The sequence below is a fragment of the Verrucomicrobiia bacterium genome (assembly GCA_019634635.1).
Lineage (GTDB): Bacteria > Verrucomicrobiota > Verrucomicrobiia > Limisphaerales > UBA9464 > UBA9464.
The window spans coordinates 44,361-58,854 of sequence record JAHCBB010000005.1; the positions used below are offsets into that span (position 1 = coordinate 44,361).

The following is a 14,494-nucleotide window of genomic DNA, read 5'->3' on the forward strand; positions in this document are numbered from 1 at the left end:
ATCCGGATGGCCTCCCTGATTCCGTGGCTCGGTCTGGCGGGCTGCGCGATCGCGGCCTGGTGGTTCTGGCGGCGGTCGGCAGCGGACCGGCGGGCTCTCTCCGGCCTCCAGCGCGAGCTCGACGAACGCCGTCGCGCCCGAGAATCGGAACTCGCCGAGGAACAGACCCGTCAGCAGGCGGTATTCAACAGCATGGTCGAAGGCCTGCTGATCCTCGACAACGAGGGGCGCGTCCAGTTCGTCAACCCCACCCTGGGCCAGCTCTTCCAGCTGCCCCGTGAGGTCAGGGGACTCACGCTCATCGAGGCCCTGCGGCTGCATGAACTGCAGGACCTCGCCGAGCGCGCCGTCCGCGAGGAACGGGTCACCGGATTTGAACTGCAGCTTCCCGGCAACAACGGCCGGGTGCTTCAGGTCAACGCGGCCAGCGTGCGCGATCCCGACCGCACCCACGCCGGCACCATCCTGGTCTTCCACGACCTCACCCGGATCAAGCAGCTCGAGAGCGTTCGAAAGGAGTTCGTCGCCAACGTCAGCCATGAGCTGCGGACGCCGTTGTCCCTCATTAAGGGCTATGTGGAGACGCTGCTCGACGGGGCGAAGGATGATCCGGCCGTGGCGACCCGCTTCCTGCAGACCATCGAGAAGCATGCGGACCGGCTCACGTTCCTGATAGACGACCTGCTGGCGATTTCGCAGCTGGAGTCCGGCTCGGTGGCGTTGAACCAGCAGACCCTGGATCTGCGGGACCAGGTGGACGCCGTCACCCGCGATCTCGCAGCGCGGGCGACGGACCGGAACATTCAAATGCGCAACGAGGTGCCGGAAGGCCTTTCGGTGCGTGCAGATGGAGACCGCCTGCAGCAGGTGCTCTTCAACCTGGCCGATAATGCCATCAAGTACGGGCGACCGGGAGGGCAGGTCCGGCTCGGGGGACGCCAGGTGGACGCCGGCCGGATTGAGGGGTGGGTCGCGGACGACGGCCCGGGAATTCCCGCCGAGTCCATCGAGCGGGTCTTCGAACGCTTTTACCGGGTGGATCGCGCCCGGTCGCGGGAACAGGGCGGAACCGGCCTGGGGCTGAGCATCGTGAAGCACATCATCCAGAGCCACGGCGGAGAAGTCCGAGCGGAGAGTGCGCCAGGCCGCGGGGCCACCTTCTACTACACCCTGCCGACGGCGGGATGAACGACCGGGGCCCGCACACGCCTCAAGGGAAGCGATGCTCCGGGAAGCGGTCGCGGATGGACTGCCGCAACTGTTTCACATGCTCCGGGGGATGCAGGTCCCGGGCGGTCCTTCGTTCCAGGGCGTCGAGAAGCTCCAGCCAGTCCGCGAGGGGCGGATGCGGCAGTTCCTCCCACTCCACATCGCGTCCCTTGCGGCGTGGACGCTGATAAAACCGCCACTCCCGGCCCACCTTGCTGGCGAAGACATGCCGCTTGACGCCGTCCTCGCCCGGGGTCGTCCAACCGATTTCGGATTTGGCACCCATGGGAACGCGTGCAGCCGTGGAGCCTATTCGGGGAGGTCCACGGCAGCCACGGCCATGGCGGCGATGCCCTCTTCACGCCCGACAAACCCGAGGCGTTCATTGGTCGTCGCCTTCACGCCGATCCGTCGCACGTCCAGGCCGAGTGCTTCAGCGACATTGCGCTTCATCGGCTCCAGGTGGGGAAAAATCTTTGGACGCTCCGCGGCGAGGGAGGCGTCCACATTGACGATCCTTCCGCCGCGGGCCTGCACGCGCCGCGCCGCCTCTTCGAGGAACAGCCGGCTGGGGGCATCCTTCCAGGAGGGGTCGGTGTCGGGGAACAGGTGGCCGATGTCCACCTCACCGATCGCCCCAAGGATGGCGTCGGTGATCGCGTGCATGAGGACGTCGGCATCGGAGTGACCGAGCAGCCCGCGTGCATGGGGGATTTCCACCCCGCCCAGCACCAGGCGACGTCCCTCCACCAGCGGATGGACATCATAACCAATCCCGACGTGCACCATGCCGCCAGCGTACTGGAAGGCTCCGGAATGGAAACGCGGAAGAGAGGACTTCACGCCCCGGGGCACAAAGCGACGGAGGGCCTCCTCCCCGGAAACCGCCGGGCCTTCGCCCGGACCTCATTGGAACGGGGCCCATCCAAGCCCGGACCACCGGAACTTCAGACAAATCGCGTGTTCACAGCGCCCACAGTGCAGGCAACGGCACGAGCCATAGCTGGTCGCCGAACGGCGCGATGGTGCCGTTCGCCGACGGTGGTTTCGATCCGACGACGGTGCCCGCAAAGAGCCAGGGCAGGAACCCTTCGGCCCCCCCGCCGGTTCACCCGCTGAGAATGGGTAGAGCGGGAGGATCTCCATGCCGGCAGCCACGGCCTGCGCCAAGGTGATCTTGCCGGTCTGACGCGCGCCGTTCAGCAGTACCACCGGGGTGTCGGCCATGGCACGGCGGACGGAATCCTGAATGTAGTGCTGATTCATGGTCAGAATCTCACCGATTGATGGCGAATTTGCACGAAGGCGGCTCCAGCGCGGCCGGCACCGCGGATTGGATCGCCAATCCAGGAGTCCTTTCGTTGCCGTCAATTGACCTGGCGATCGGACCACCATTCCACGGAAAGCGACTCGAACGCCAGGATGTGGTTCCTGCCGGCGGCTCGCGGACCATTCGCGGCCTTCGAAGCGGCTTCAGGGAGCGCGCTGCTGCCAGGGGGTCGCGCCGCCGCGTTGAATATGCCGGCGCAGGGCGGGGCCGAGTTCCCGCACCACCTCCGGTCGGGTGGCGATCAGGTTGGTTCGTTCCTGCGGGTCGTCCCTCAGGTGGTATAATTCCAGCGGCTGGTACGGGGCGTTCTGCAAGAGCTTCCAATCACCGCGAACGATCGCCTCGTAGCTCTTCCCACCGTAGGTGGGCCCCCCCTCGCGCCGGACAAAGTAGAGCTCGCGCGGTTCGGCGGTCCGACGGCCGCGGAACACGGGCAGGAGACTCACGGCATCGAGGTCCTCGGCCGGGCGCACTTCCGCCAGTTCAAGGAAGGTGGGAAAGAGGTCGAAAACCAGCCCGGCATGGTCGCTCAGGGATCCCGGGGCGATCACACCCGGCCAGCGCGCGATGAACGGCACCCGCAGCCCGCCGTCGTAGTGGCTCTGCTTGCCGTCGCGCCACGGGTGGTTGCTCTGGCCATGCGGCAGGGACCCGCCGTTATCGGCGGTGAAAACGACCAGGGTATCCGCCTCCAGGCCGGTGTCTTTGAGGGCCCGAAGCACGCGTCCAATCGCGTCGTCAAGGTGCTCGACAAAGGCGACGTTCCGCGCCCGTCGCTCCTCCAGCCCGGGCTCCCGCGTCCGCACCCTGTCGAGCCATGAGGTCGGGGGTTCGATGGGGAAATGAGGCGCATTGTAGGCCAGCAACAGAAAGAAGGGGTGCTCCGGACGGGTGGCACGGGACTGGAGATGATTGATGGCCCATTCCGTGAACAGTTCGGTCGCATGGCCTGACGGAGAAATGACCTCGGTGTCGCGACGGAGGTAGTTCCGACCGTGCCGCAGGTGGTTGGTGTAGCTGTCCATCATATCGCCCAGGAAACCGTGAAAGAAGTCGAAGCCGCGTTCGTTGGGGGTGTTGGGCGCGTCGAGGCCGAGATGCCATTTCCCCACCAGCGCCGTGTGATATCCGGCACGGCGCAGTTCGTCTGCCAGGGTGGGCACGGTGGGATCCAGATGACCCCAGGAATCCGCGGGGTCCGTCCGGATCACCCCGGGTACGCCCACCCGGTCCGGAAACCGGCCCGTGAGGAGCGCCGCCCGCGAAGGCGAACAGACCGTGGCGTTTGCCCGCATGGTGGTGAACCGCATTCCCTCCGACGCCAAACGATCGAGATGGGGCGTGCGCAGGTCCGAAGCCCCGTAGACGGACACATCGCCGACCCCGTGGTCGTCGGTAAAGATGAGGACGACATTGGGACGGCGGGGCGCGTCGGGCCCTGGGTTTTCCTGCGAACGGCCACCCGGGACGGCACCCAGGAAGCAGAGGGTGAGCACAAGCAGACTTCGCATGACGACCGCCTTCCTGCCCTTCAGGCCACCCTCAAGTCGAGCCCCGGATTTTGCGGACCGCCGACGGCCGGCTCGGATTTGGCGTCGGGTCCCGGGGGACCCGGAGACGGGGATGCCTTCTGGCGCGGCGGCGTGGCCTCCGGTATTCCCGGGGCGCGTGATGAGCGATTCCCGGGCCGGCTTTTTCCGGCAGAGTGCATGGCTGGGTGTGGCCACGGTGTTGGGCGGCGTGTTCTTGACCGCCGTCCACCCGGTGTTCGGCCGCGGCCGTGCGGCGGAATACGAGGTCTTCGGCACCATGTTGCGGCTGTTCCTCCTGCTGGGCATACCCAGCGCGGGCCTCCAGGTGACCTTTGCCCAGCAATCAGCCATCGCCATCACCCCGGAGGCCCGCGCCCGGTTGGCGACCACGACACGAGCCGTCCTCGGGGGCATCGTGATCTTCTGGGCCGCCCTGTTGCTGGCCGCGGTGATCGGACGCGACGCACTCACCGCACTGTGGCGTTTGGGGGACAGCCGGGTGCTGTGGCCCACCCTGGGCGTCGGTCTGATGGGGCTCCTCCTGCCGGTCCTGCGGGGATTGCTTCAGGGGCGTCAGGATTTCGCAACCCTCGGCTGGCTGGCGATCCTCGACGGGCTGCTGCGCCTGCTGCTGATCCTCGCCGCCCTCCACCTGCTGCATTGCGGGGCGGCCGGAGCGCTGGTTGCCGTCCTGCTCGGCATGCTGCTGACCACGGCCCTGGGCGCGTGGCGGACCCGCGACGTGTGGTGCCATCCCGGCGCCCCGGTGGACTGGCGGCGGTGGCTGGGGAACGCACTGCCCTTCACGGCAGGCGCCGGCGCGCTGCTGATTCTGGCCAATGTGGATGTCCCGTACCTGCAGGCGACAATTCCCGGGCCGCTTGCGAGTCATTTCCGCATGGGTGAGGGGTACATTCCTGCGGCCATGATCGGGTTCGCCCTCGTGCAGTTCACCGGGCAACTGGCCGTGGTCATGTTCCCCAAGATCGCCCGCAGCGTCGCCGGGCGCCTGCCAACCGATGCCCTCACCCTGGCGTTCCTGGGGACCCTCCTGCTTGGGACGCTTGCGGTGGCCTTCGTGAGCGTGTTCCCGCAGCTTCCCTTGAGAATCGTCTACTTCACGAATCCCGCGGCGCTGGCCGCCGCTCCGGTGGTTCCCTGGCACACTTCAGCCATGGTCGCATTCGCGCTCGCAAACGTCCTGGTGGCCAATCAGCTGGCCCGCGGACGTTTCTGGATCGTTGGGTGGCTGATCGCCATCGTCGCGGCCTACCTCGGAACCTTGACCGGAATTCGCTCCCACCTGCTCACCCTCGAACCGGTGGCGGCGTATCGGCTGCTGACGCAGGTGCTCGGGGCCTACAGCCTGCTCCTCCTCCTGATCGCCGCCGCCCTCACCTGGCGTCCTGCAGCCCGGTGATCCGCGAATCGGACGCGGTCCCGACATTCCCGAACACGGGACCTTTCGCGTTGCCGAAGCGGCTGGTTCCATGGCCCCGACATGTGCAGGTTGCTCCGTCCATGGTCCGGTGTGCTGGCCCTCGTCGTCTCCACGATCGGGTCGGCCACGCCCATTCCCGACGAACCCTTTGCCCAGGATGTCGCGGTCCGGATCCGCACCCAGCCGGAGCTGATGGACGCCGTCCATCGCAAGGTGTGTGTGGACAAGGAAGGGGTCGTGTACGTGCTGACCGACCGCGGTGTGGCGCGGGTGTTTGACGGGGTGCTGGCGCTCGACCGCAGTTATCGCCCGCTCGCGGGGCGCATCGCCCGCGACCTCACGGTGTCGCCGTCCGGGGATCTCTACTACCTGTTTGACGACGCCTGGCTTTCCAACGGGCGGAACGGGCGGCCGGGCGGTGCCGTGGAACGGGGAAGCTATGACCGAATCGCGGTCGGCTCCGGAGGCGAGGTCTGGTTGAGCGGACCCGGCAGGGTGTCGGGCCCGGGGTTCAGCGATCGTGAACTGCCGGCACCCCTGGCGCGAGCCCGGGACATCCAGGTCATTCCCCATCCCGGTCCCGGGCGCCCTGCCTTGATTGCCGACGGCACCCTCTGGCTGGCGATGACCTCGGGAGATTATTCGCCCCGGGGGCCGGCCACAGCCGCGAGTTTCGGGCAGGCCCCGGCAGGGCCCGCATTCCTGTGGGTGGGACGCCGCGACGGCCTCATCCGCATGGATGCCGAAACCGGAGTCACCCTGGGCACCACGCCGGAACCTCCGATGCCCTGGCCCGAGGTGCAGGCGGTGGCGCCGGTGACCGGTGGCGTGTGGTCCGGCACCACCCGGGGGGCGATCTTCAAGCGCGCGGGTGATGGCTCGCCCTACGCCATTCCATCGGCGCCCGGCATTCCTGCCCCGGAACATCGGTACTATGACGGCCCGCGTTGGATTCCGGGTGATGACGTCGTGAGCCTGGCCATCGCGCCGGATGAAACGGTGTGGATCCTCACGTCCTCGGGTCTTGGCGCAATCGCCTATCCGCGCACGACGATGGCGTCCAAGGCCGACTGGTTTCACCGCAAGATCCGTTCGCGCAACCTTCGGTACGGGATGACCGGGGAGCGTCGTCTGCTCGAGCCTGGAAACCTGCTGACGAGCGAGATGGTGGACACCGACAACGACGGCGGCTGGACCAGCTATTACCTCGGAGCTCTGGCCGCACAGTATGCCGTGACCCGCGAAGAGGCGGTGCGGCACGAGGCATGGGAATCCTTCGGGGCCTTGGAGCGGTTGCAGGAGCTGTCCACCGTTCCCGGTTTCTCGGCGCGCACGATCGAGCGGCGCGGGTTCAAGTTCTCCGATCCCGACCGGTGGCGCGAGGCGGAGGATCCCGCCTGGGATTGGAAAGGTCACACCAGCAGCGACGAGGTGTGCTCGCAGACCTTCGCCCATGCCGTGATGTGGACATGGGTGGCCACCAATGCCGACGAGCGCGCACGGGTGGCAACCAACTACGTCCGGATTGTGGACCACATCCTGGAACACGACCTGTACTACGTGGATGTGGACGGCCGGCCGACCCTCTGGGGACGTTGGAACCCGGAGTATCTGAACTGGTTTCCGCACTCGATCCACGACCGGCGCCTGAACAGTGCGCAGATCACGGCGGTCCTGCAGCTGGCGCATGCGATGACCGGGGACCCGCGGTATCGCGATCGTGCGGAGGCGCTGTTCGCAAACCATGGCTACCTGACAAACATCCTGTCCTCCATGCGGGACATCGCGCCCACCCACGGCTACGTGCATGAGGGGAACGAGATGGGCGATGAGTGGAATCACAGCGACGACGAGCTCGCCTTCTTCACCTACTGGGTTCTGTGCCGTTTCGCATTCACCCCGGAGCTGCGCGCCGCGTACCTCGGGGCCGTCCGCGACCACTGGGAGATCGAGCGTCCGGAGCGGTATCCGATCTGGAACTTCATTTACGCCGCGTGCGGCGGCACGGATTACGATCCCGCCGGTGCGGTGTGGACCCTGCGCGGCACTCCCCTCGACACCATCAACTGGCCGGTGCGCAATTCCCACCGGCACGACGTCCGGACCCTGGAGCCCAATTTCATGGGGCGCGAACTGGCCGGGTTGCTGCCACCCGGCGAACGGCTCGTTGCCCGCATCAACACCCAACCCTTCATCCTCGATGCCGGCGACGGGCAAACCGATTTTCCAGGCGACGAATACCTGCTGGGCTACTGGCTGGGGCGGCAGGTGGGGGCCATTGCCGCTCCGGAACGGTGACGGGGGAAGGGCCTCCGGCCCTAGAAATACTTCTCGACGATCCAGGCCGGCTGCCACCGGTCGGGGCGGCGCACATAGCCGTCGAGATCCACCACGCCGGAGCCGGGATGCTCCACCTCCAGGGGCTGCCGGTCCCCGGTGCGTTCCTGCCAGGTGCGCAACAGCGCGGTGAGGCGCCCGAGGTGGACCGATTGTGCCGGGTCGGACGAGCGATCGTGCAGTTCGTGGGGGTCGGACTGCAGATCGAACAACTGCTGCCGCCCGATCTGCGGGTACACGATCAACTTCCAGCGTTCGTCGCGCACCGCGCGCATCTGGTCGGTGAAGGGCAGAAACACCGAGTCCCGAAGCTTTGCCCGACTGCCGGCCCAGAGTGGACGCAGACTCTCCCCCGCCAACCCCGGCAGCGGCGGGGCCTCCGCGAGGTCGAGAAGGGTCGGGAACAGGTCAAACAGGTAGGTGAACGCCTGGGTCGAGCCGCCGGCCGGGATCCCGGGGCCGGCAACGATGAGCGGGCAGCGCATGCTGTGCTCGTAGACGCTTTGCTTGCCCAGGAGTCCGTGGCTGCCCAGGGCGAGCCCGTGGTCCGCGGCGTAGACGATCACCGTGTTGGTTGCCTGCGGCGTCGCGGCCAGTGCCTCCAGGATGCGGCCCACCTGCTCATCCAGATGAGTGATCAGGCCGTAGTACTCGCACAACTGCTGCTGGAGGACTTCGCGGGTCCGGGGGAACGCGGCCAGGTTTTCGTCGCGCAGATCCCGAATAAACCCCTGGTCAAAGGGATGAACGGACAGGAAGTTTTCCGGGAGCGGCGGCGGGCGGCGGTAGTAACGCTCCCGGTGCGCCACTGGGGGATTTCGCGGGTCGTGCGGCGCGGTGAACGCCACGTAGGCGAAATAGGGCCGATCCGCAGGGGCCTCCTTGAGAAATCCGATCGCCGCCTCGGCGAACTCCTCGCTGGAAAACCGCGATGCGGTGCGCACCGGGCCCACCACCCCGCCGCGAACATCAGCCACGGGCGTCCGCGTGTGATCATCCATGCCCCCAAGGAACACGGACCGGGCGTCGGGAAACGCCCGGCAGAGGGACGCCTCGCCGTTGTGCCACTTGCCCGTGGCGAAGGTCACATACCCGGCCTCCCGCAGACGCCCGGGCAGGAGGGGAATCCCCGCGAGATCCGCGGGTACGTCCAGCCAGGTGCGTCCGCTCATCAGCATGGCCCGGCTGGGGACGCAGACCGCCCCGCTGTTGGATCCGAAACAGTAGTTCCGACGGAAGCTGAAACCGCGTTCCGCCAGCCGGTCGAGATTCGGGGTGTCAATCGCGGGGTTGCCCCAGGCGGCGATGGTGTCCGCGCGCTGATCGTCGGCAAAGAGCAGCAGGATGTTCGGGCGCGACGGCGAGGCGCCGGATGCAATCCATGGAAGGACCAGCGCCGCGACGCATGAGACGAGCAGAAGGGAGGGCTTCATGGAGGCCTGCGGCATCACGGTGCTCCGCCGGCACGGCGTGCGCACCACAGTGGTCCTGAGCGTCCCGCAGGGTCGGGGTGTCCCGCAATCCTTTGGGCGACTTTGGGCGCCGGAAATTTGCATCGAAGCCGGCGGTGGCCCATGGCTAGTGTCGGCAACCGATGCGGACGGTGATCTACCCCGGAAGCTTTGACCCGCTGCACAACGGCCACCTGGATGTCGTCCGGCGCGCCGCGCAGATCTTCGACCGGGTGGTGGTTGCCGTCGCGGCGAACGAGGGCAAACGACCGCTGTTCAACCTGGAGGAGCGTTATGGGATCGTCCGGGATGCCGTCCGGGACCTGCCCAACGTCACGGCCGACCGCTTTGACGGGCTGTTGGTCAGCTACGTCGTCCGGCAGGGCGCATGCGCCGTCCTGCGAGGTTTGCGGGCGGTCAGCGACTTCGAATTTGAGTTTCAGCTCGCGCTGATGAACCGGAAGCTGGACGAGCGGGTGGAAACCTTGTTTCTCACCCCCAAGGACACCTACACGTTTGTCAGCTCGCGGTTGATCAAGGAGATCGCCCGGCTGGGCGGGGATGTTTCCCCGTTTGTGCCCGACAATGTCGTGCCGGCGCTCCGGGCCAAGCTGGGGCGCGCGGCAGCTGCCTGATGGGACGGGTCCGGGCTCCCGGTCGGGATGAGCGGTTGTCGCCCGGGGAATCCATGGCACGATGATCCACGGTGCCATTGACGCGACTCACCCGTTCCCTCGACGCCGCCCTTGGCTGGCTGGAACTCGGACTTCCCGTGGAGGCGCTCCGGGAACTGGATGCCCTCGCCGAAGCGGACCGTCATCGCACGGAAACCCTGGAACTGCGTGCGGTGCTCCTGCAGCAACTTGGGCGTTGGGAGGAGGCCGGGGCGACCTATGAAATCCTCTGCCGGCAGGACGGGGCTTGCGCCGAGCGGTTCATCGCCTGGGGATGCTGCCTGTATGAGCAGAACCGGATCACCGAGGCCCGCGCCGCGCTGCTGGCGGCCCCCGACGGCGCACGGCAGAACGGCCTGTGGAACTTTCACCTCGCCTGCTATGAGTCCCTGCTGGGCAATCCGGACGAAGCCCGCCGGCTGGTCCGTCGCAGTCTCGAGATCGAACCCCGCCTCCGTTCACTTGCTGACGGGAACTCGAACCTGGCCCCGCTGCTGACGGCGTGAGATCCCGGAGGAAGCCCGACGAGGTCCCGTTGCCGCCAGCAGTCCGGTCAGGATGGCTACAGCACCTTGACCACGACAACGGTCAGATCGTCCGCCTGCGGTTCCGGTGAACTGAACGCCCGCGCCGCGTCACAAATCGCCTCGACCAGTTCCGCCGCCGGGCGATCCCGGTTCTGTCGCACCACCTCCAGCGCGCGCTCGACGCCAAACACGTCCTCCGCAGGGCTCATCGCTTCATCAATCCCGTCGGTGAGCAGCAGCAGGATGTCACCGGAGGACAACGGCACGCTTTCCGGCGGCGGGTACGGAGTGGTCCCCTGCCGGCCCAATGGGCGTCCGGACCGCCGCAACACGGTCTTGACCCGCCCCTGCGCGTCGAGCACCTGACCGGCCGGGTGTCCGGCATTGGTGTACGTCAGGGTGCGGCTCCCGGCATCCAACCGGACCAGCAGCATGGTCATATACCGTTCGCTCCCCAAATCCTCGGCCAGAAGTTCCTGGGTGCGGTTGAGGATCGCATCGGTGCTCCCGGGTCGGCGCGCCACCGGACGCAGGTACGCACGCGCCTCGGCCATCAGGAGTGAGGGGCCCAACCCGTGGCCGCTGACGTCGGCGACCACAATGCCGAGCGCCTCATCCGACAGCGACAGGTAGTCGAAGTAATCGCCCCCGGTGGCCACCGCCGGATGCGAGACGCCGGCGATGTCGAATCCGGGCAGTTTCGGCGCCGACTTGGGGAAGAGCCGCTGCTGGACCTCGCGGGCGGCGGCAAACTCCTCCCGACTGTGACGCAGTTCCCGGTTGGCCTGCCGGCGTTCCGTCACGTCACGAAAGATGGAGACAATCCATTGCTGGTCCCCCATCTGCATGCCGGTCACTGCGAGGTCAATTTCCACCACCGAACCGTCGCGGCGGCGTCCCAGCGCCTCATCCGATTTGGCGCGTCCGGCCGCACGGAACGTCTGCAGCCACTCGCCCGGCGGCAGATCCGGCGGTTGCAGCACGTCGAGCGTCTGACCCACCAAGTGCGCGGGGTCCCATCCGAAGACGCCGGACACCGCCGGGTTGGCAAACCGGATCACCCCGGAGAGATCCAGGAGCAGGACGGCATCCGTGGAATTTTCCCAGACCGACCGGTAGCGGAGTTCGCTCTCCCGGAGGGTGGCCTCGGCGGCCCGTCGGGCGGCGCGCACCTGGGCCTCCCGAAGCTCCCGCTGCACCGCCGGAACCAGGCGCCCCAGCGACCCCTTCATCAGGAAGTCGTGCGCACCGGCCTTCATCGCCGAAATGGCCACGCCCTCCTCGATCCCGGCCGAGATGATGATGAACGGGATGTCGAGACCGGTGGATTTCAGCAGCTCCAGCGCTTCGGGGGCGCTGAAACCCGGCATGGTGTGATCGCACAGGATCAAATCCCATGGCGCGCCACCCAGTGCCTCCCGCAACGAGGCGGCAGCATCCACGCGACGGCTGTGAACGTCCCATCCGCCGGTGCGCAGCAAGGTGACGAGAATGCGGGCGTCAAACTCCGAGTCCTCGACGATCAGGACCCGGAGCTTTCCCAGGGACGGCGTCGGTGCGGCAGTGCCGGGAGCCATCGGCGCATGCTCCGTCGGCGGCCGAAGACGTCAACCGAAGATCCGGCGACGTTGCAGGTATGCGAGTCCTCCGAAACCGAGCACCGCGAGCGCGAGGACTGAGGGCTCGGGAACCGCAGTGACCTGGGCGTAAAAATTCGCCGGTGTCTCGCCGCCGTTGATCTGGCGAAGGGCCCACGATTCAGGGTCGTTGGGATCCAGCTTGACCCAGTAGTCATTGTAACTCCCGATCACACCCCCCAGCAGTTCGCCGCCAATCGTGGGTGCATCGGCGAGCGACAGCGCGGCCCGATCCCCCTCCGCACCGCTCAGTCCGAGGAACTGGATGGACCATGTGATGGTGTCCGGAACGAGAACGTTTGGCGCCAGGACCACCGTCTGCTCGCCCGGAGCAAGGCTCAGGAGGCTGCTTTCCCAAAGGAGGGTGCCGGGCCGGGGAGCCGTGTCCTGGCCCGGAAGGGCGCTGAGGCCGTCGTTGGCATAGATCCGTACCACCGCCTGGGCCGCAGGGACGACCGGCGAAAAATCACCGCTGTAACGGAAGACCAGATCCGTCACGTACCGGTCGGTGCCCGCCAAGGCGATCTCGTCGCCATACTCCCGGGTGATCTGTGCGCCAAAGCCCGGCTGAACGTTCAACGTGTTGTCGAAGACCACCGCCGCAGAAGCGGTGGTGACCCCCACGAGAAGGGCGGCCCCGACGAGCGGAATCCTGTGGCCGTGCGATGCGGGATTCATGAGTAATTGGATTGGGTGGTGCCCCGGCCAGGACTTGAACCTGGAACCAACTGATTAAGAGTCAGCTGCTCTGCCATTGAGCTACCGAGGCGACCGTGTTCGAGCGAAGCTGGGCAGTCGCCCAACTGTTGTCAATCAAGCGATTTCATGGATGTGGGGGCGCCCGGAGGCGGAGGCGCCGGGTTCCGTTGGCGGACCCACCCAGGGAACCGGCAGGCCCCGCAGAGCGGACCCGCCCGTTGGCAAAAGTCCTGCAAAATCTGATGGAGGCCCTGCTGGGCCGCGCCGGACTCCAGTCCCCGTCGCCGCGCCCCGCCGAACAAACGTTCCCGCGCCAACCGGAGTCCGGCGTTGTCCCCGGCCCCGGGCCACAGGAAGAACCGCCGGACGGCCTCCCTGGCGAGATCATCCCGGTTTCGGTCCTGCGTGCGGGCATACAACCACGGGAGCACGACGTTCAGCGCCAGTTCGGAGATCCGGGAAGCCCCCAGGAGCGGCGCCGATCCGGAAATCCGCCCGGATCCCAGAGTCAAATGGCGGCTCCAGAAGTCCCCGGGCACCGGGGGCGGGGTCAGCAGGCGCCGGAGTTCGCGGGGGAATCCCCGTGGAGAGGCCGGACGCTCCAGCCATTGCTCCAAGGCCGGACCCAGGAGATCCCCGGCGCGCCATCGGGCAGCAACGATCATCCGGCGCAGCGGATGATTGGCGGGACGCACCCCGCCGAGCCGCCATGCGAATCGCGGAACGATGCGGCCTTCCCAGGCATCGCGCTCCCGCCACCACAGGTCCCAGAGCCGGCGCACCTCAACCCGGCCGGCCCCTCGCGGAAGTTCTGCCGGCAGCAGCCCGGAGAGACCGAGCAGCCGGGCCTCCCAGAGTTCCCTGGGATCCCCCGGATGGGGATCGGAGTGCGGTCCCACGGGAACCAGTTCGGCCAACCGCCGCATCGGCCAGCCGTTGTGCTTGTATCCGAGTGCCACCAGCAGACCCTCCCAGAGCGCCTGGTCCCAACCCGCATGGCGTGCCCGGATCCGAAATCCCCCCGCCCGGTCGCGCAACCGCACCCGGGCCGCCTCGTGAATCAGCACCCGCACGTCTGCCGGATCCAGATCGCGCAAGGGACCGGCGCAAAGCCCGGGGAGATTCTCCGGCACGAGCGCCGGAGCCCGTGTTTCAAGCCATTCAGCCAGTTCGGCAAGCGGGGCATCCAGATGCGGCAGCAGCGCCAGCACCGGCGACAGAACCGTCCGGCGCGGCGCGGACCAGACCACGTGCAACACCACCCGGCCGTAGGCGGGGTTCCCGGCGTGCTGATGGGTCCGCCAGCCGGAGACGTCGCGGTCCACCTCGACATCCCCGCGGACGGCAGGCGCGTCACCCACCTGAATCACGGCGTCCCGAAAATCCGGGCCTGGCTCCCGGTTCCAATAGCCGGGATGAAGGACCCGGACCGGAGGACCGTCCAGAGTTCGCAACCGGTCCCGATGAATCCGCTGGTGCCTCCAGATCTGCTGCATCCACCGCTCCGGCGGGACGGTGTCCTCCCGCAGCCCGCGATCGCCCGCGTGGGCGGCTCTCGCGACGGCGTAGGAGTTTCCGGGGCTTTCCGCCAGCATGCCCGGTGGATTTCCAGACATGCCTGCGCTATGTCAAGGCGCAGCGGGGGGGGCCTTCAAGG

Annotated in this window: 12 protein-coding genes and 1 tRNA gene; 5 read left to right on the plus strand and 8 right to left on the minus strand. The window is 67.4% G+C overall.

Annotated elements, in window-relative coordinates:
* Window positions 1–6: 6 nt before the first annotated feature.
* Window positions 7–1,188: a PAS domain-containing protein gene (locus KF791_04885; protein MBX3731913.1), complete on the plus strand. Its 1,182-nt coding sequence runs from the start codon at window positions 7–9 to the stop codon at window positions 1,186–1,188.
* Window positions 1,189–1,210: 22 nt separating this feature from the next.
* Here the strand turns inward: KF791_04885 and KF791_04890 are convergent, their stop codons facing one another.
* From KF791_04890 to KF791_04900, 3 genes are all read right to left on the minus strand, one after another.
* On the minus strand, window positions 1,211–1,495 hold the full coding sequence (locus tag KF791_04890) for a hypothetical protein (GenBank protein MBX3731914.1): 285 nt from the start codon (window positions 1,493–1,495) through the stop codon (window positions 1,211–1,213).
* A gap of 23 nt (window positions 1,496–1,518) precedes the next feature.
* Window positions 1,519–1,998, minus strand: coding sequence for a 2-C-methyl-D-erythritol 2,4-cyclodiphosphate synthase (ispF, locus tag KF791_04895; GenBank protein MBX3731915.1), 480 nt, complete (start codon window positions 1,996–1,998; stop codon window positions 1,519–1,521).
* Window positions 1,999–2,682: 684 nt separating this feature from the next.
* Window positions 2,683–4,050: a sulfatase-like hydrolase/transferase gene (locus KF791_04900; GenBank protein ID MBX3731916.1), complete on the minus strand. Its 1,368-nt coding sequence runs from the start codon at window positions 4,048–4,050 to the stop codon at window positions 2,683–2,685.
* Between the two features lie 160 nt (window positions 4,051–4,210).
* Here KF791_04900 and KF791_04905 point away from each other — a divergent pair, with 160 nt between their 5' ends.
* Complete coding sequence (locus KF791_04905) at window positions 4,211–5,491, plus strand: hypothetical protein (GenBank protein ID MBX3731917.1); 1,281 nt, start codon at window positions 4,211–4,213, stop codon at window positions 5,489–5,491.
* 81 nt (window positions 5,492–5,572) lie between these two features.
* The gene (locus KF791_04910; GenBank protein ID MBX3731918.1) at window positions 5,573–7,810 is read left to right on the plus strand and encodes a hypothetical protein; all 2,238 of its coding nucleotides are present in this window, start codon (window positions 5,573–5,575) and stop codon (window positions 7,808–7,810) included.
* Between the two features lie 20 nt (window positions 7,811–7,830).
* On the opposite strand, the gene KF791_04915 is transcribed toward KF791_04910, so the two are convergent.
* Window positions 7,831–9,282: a sulfatase-like hydrolase/transferase gene (locus tag KF791_04915; protein ID MBX3731919.1), complete on the minus strand. Its 1,452-nt coding sequence runs from the start codon at window positions 9,280–9,282 to the stop codon at window positions 7,831–7,833.
* 161 nt (window positions 9,283–9,443) lie between these two features.
* Here KF791_04915 and coaD point away from each other — a divergent pair, with 161 nt between their 5' ends.
* Window positions 9,444–9,935 carry a pantetheine-phosphate adenylyltransferase gene (gene coaD / locus KF791_04920; protein MBX3731920.1) on the plus strand — a complete coding sequence of 164 codons (492 nt, stop codon included), beginning with the start codon at window positions 9,444–9,446 and terminating at the stop codon, window positions 9,933–9,935.
* 77 nt (window positions 9,936–10,012) lie between these two features.
* Window positions 10,013–10,480, plus strand: coding sequence for a hypothetical protein (locus KF791_04925; GenBank protein ID MBX3731921.1), 468 nt, complete (start codon window positions 10,013–10,015; stop codon window positions 10,478–10,480).
* Between the two features lie 56 nt (window positions 10,481–10,536).
* On the opposite strand, the gene KF791_04930 is transcribed toward KF791_04925, so the two are convergent.
* The 4 genes from KF791_04930 to KF791_04945 all read right to left on the minus strand — a co-directional run bounded on the left by KF791_04930 (window position 10,537) and on the right by KF791_04945 (window position 14,453).
* On the minus strand, window positions 10,537–12,078 hold the full coding sequence (locus KF791_04930; GenBank protein MBX3731922.1) for a SpoIIE family protein phosphatase: 1,542 nt from the start codon (window positions 12,076–12,078) through the stop codon (window positions 10,537–10,539).
* Window positions 12,079–12,108: 30 nt separating this feature from the next.
* Window positions 12,109–12,816 (minus strand): hypothetical protein, encoded by a 708-nt coding sequence (locus KF791_04935; GenBank protein ID MBX3731923.1) that lies wholly within the window; start codon window positions 12,814–12,816, stop codon window positions 12,109–12,111.
* Between the two features lie 16 nt (window positions 12,817–12,832).
* A tRNA-Lys gene (locus tag KF791_04940) sits at window positions 12,833–12,907 on the minus strand.
* Between the two features lie 40 nt (window positions 12,908–12,947).
* Window positions 12,948–14,453, minus strand: a complete 1,506-nt coding sequence (locus KF791_04945; protein MBX3731924.1) for a DUF2851 family protein — start codon at window positions 14,451–14,453, stop codon at window positions 12,948–12,950.
* Window positions 14,454–14,494: the final 41 nt, after the last annotated feature.

Coding starts and splice junctions, on each gene's coding strand:
- KF791_04915 (MBX3731919.1), bottom strand. CDS start 9,282: ATGAAGCCCTCCCTTCTGCTCGTCTCATGCGTCGCGGCGCTGGTCCTT.
- KF791_04885 (MBX3731913.1), top strand. CDS start 7: ATGGCCTCCCTGATTCCGTGGCTCGGTCTGGCGGGCTGCGCGATCGCG.
- KF791_04935 (MBX3731923.1), bottom strand. CDS start 12,816: ATGAATCCCGCATCGCACGGCCACAGGATTCCGCTCGTCGGGGCCGCC.
- KF791_04900 (MBX3731916.1), bottom strand. CDS start 4,050: ATGCGAAGTCTGCTTGTGCTCACCCTCTGCTTCCTGGGTGCCGTCCCG.
- KF791_04930 (MBX3731922.1), bottom strand. CDS start 12,078: ATGGCTCCCGGCACTGCCGCACCGACGCCGTCCCTGGGAAAGCTCCGG.
- ispF (MBX3731915.1), bottom strand. CDS start 1,998: ATGGTGCACGTCGGGATTGGTTATGATGTCCATCCGCTGGTGGAGGGA.
- KF791_04945 (MBX3731924.1), bottom strand. CDS start 14,453: ATGTCTGGAAATCCACCGGGCATGCTGGCGGAAAGCCCCGGAAACTCC.
- KF791_04905 (MBX3731917.1), top strand. CDS start 4,211: ATGAGCGATTCCCGGGCCGGCTTTTTCCGGCAGAGTGCATGGCTGGGT.
- KF791_04890 (MBX3731914.1), bottom strand. CDS start 1,495: ATGGGTGCCAAATCCGAAATCGGTTGGACGACCCCGGGCGAGGACGGC.
- KF791_04910 (MBX3731918.1), top strand. CDS start 5,573: ATGTGCAGGTTGCTCCGTCCATGGTCCGGTGTGCTGGCCCTCGTCGTC.
- coaD (MBX3731920.1), top strand. CDS start 9,444: ATGCGGACGGTGATCTACCCCGGAAGCTTTGACCCGCTGCACAACGGC.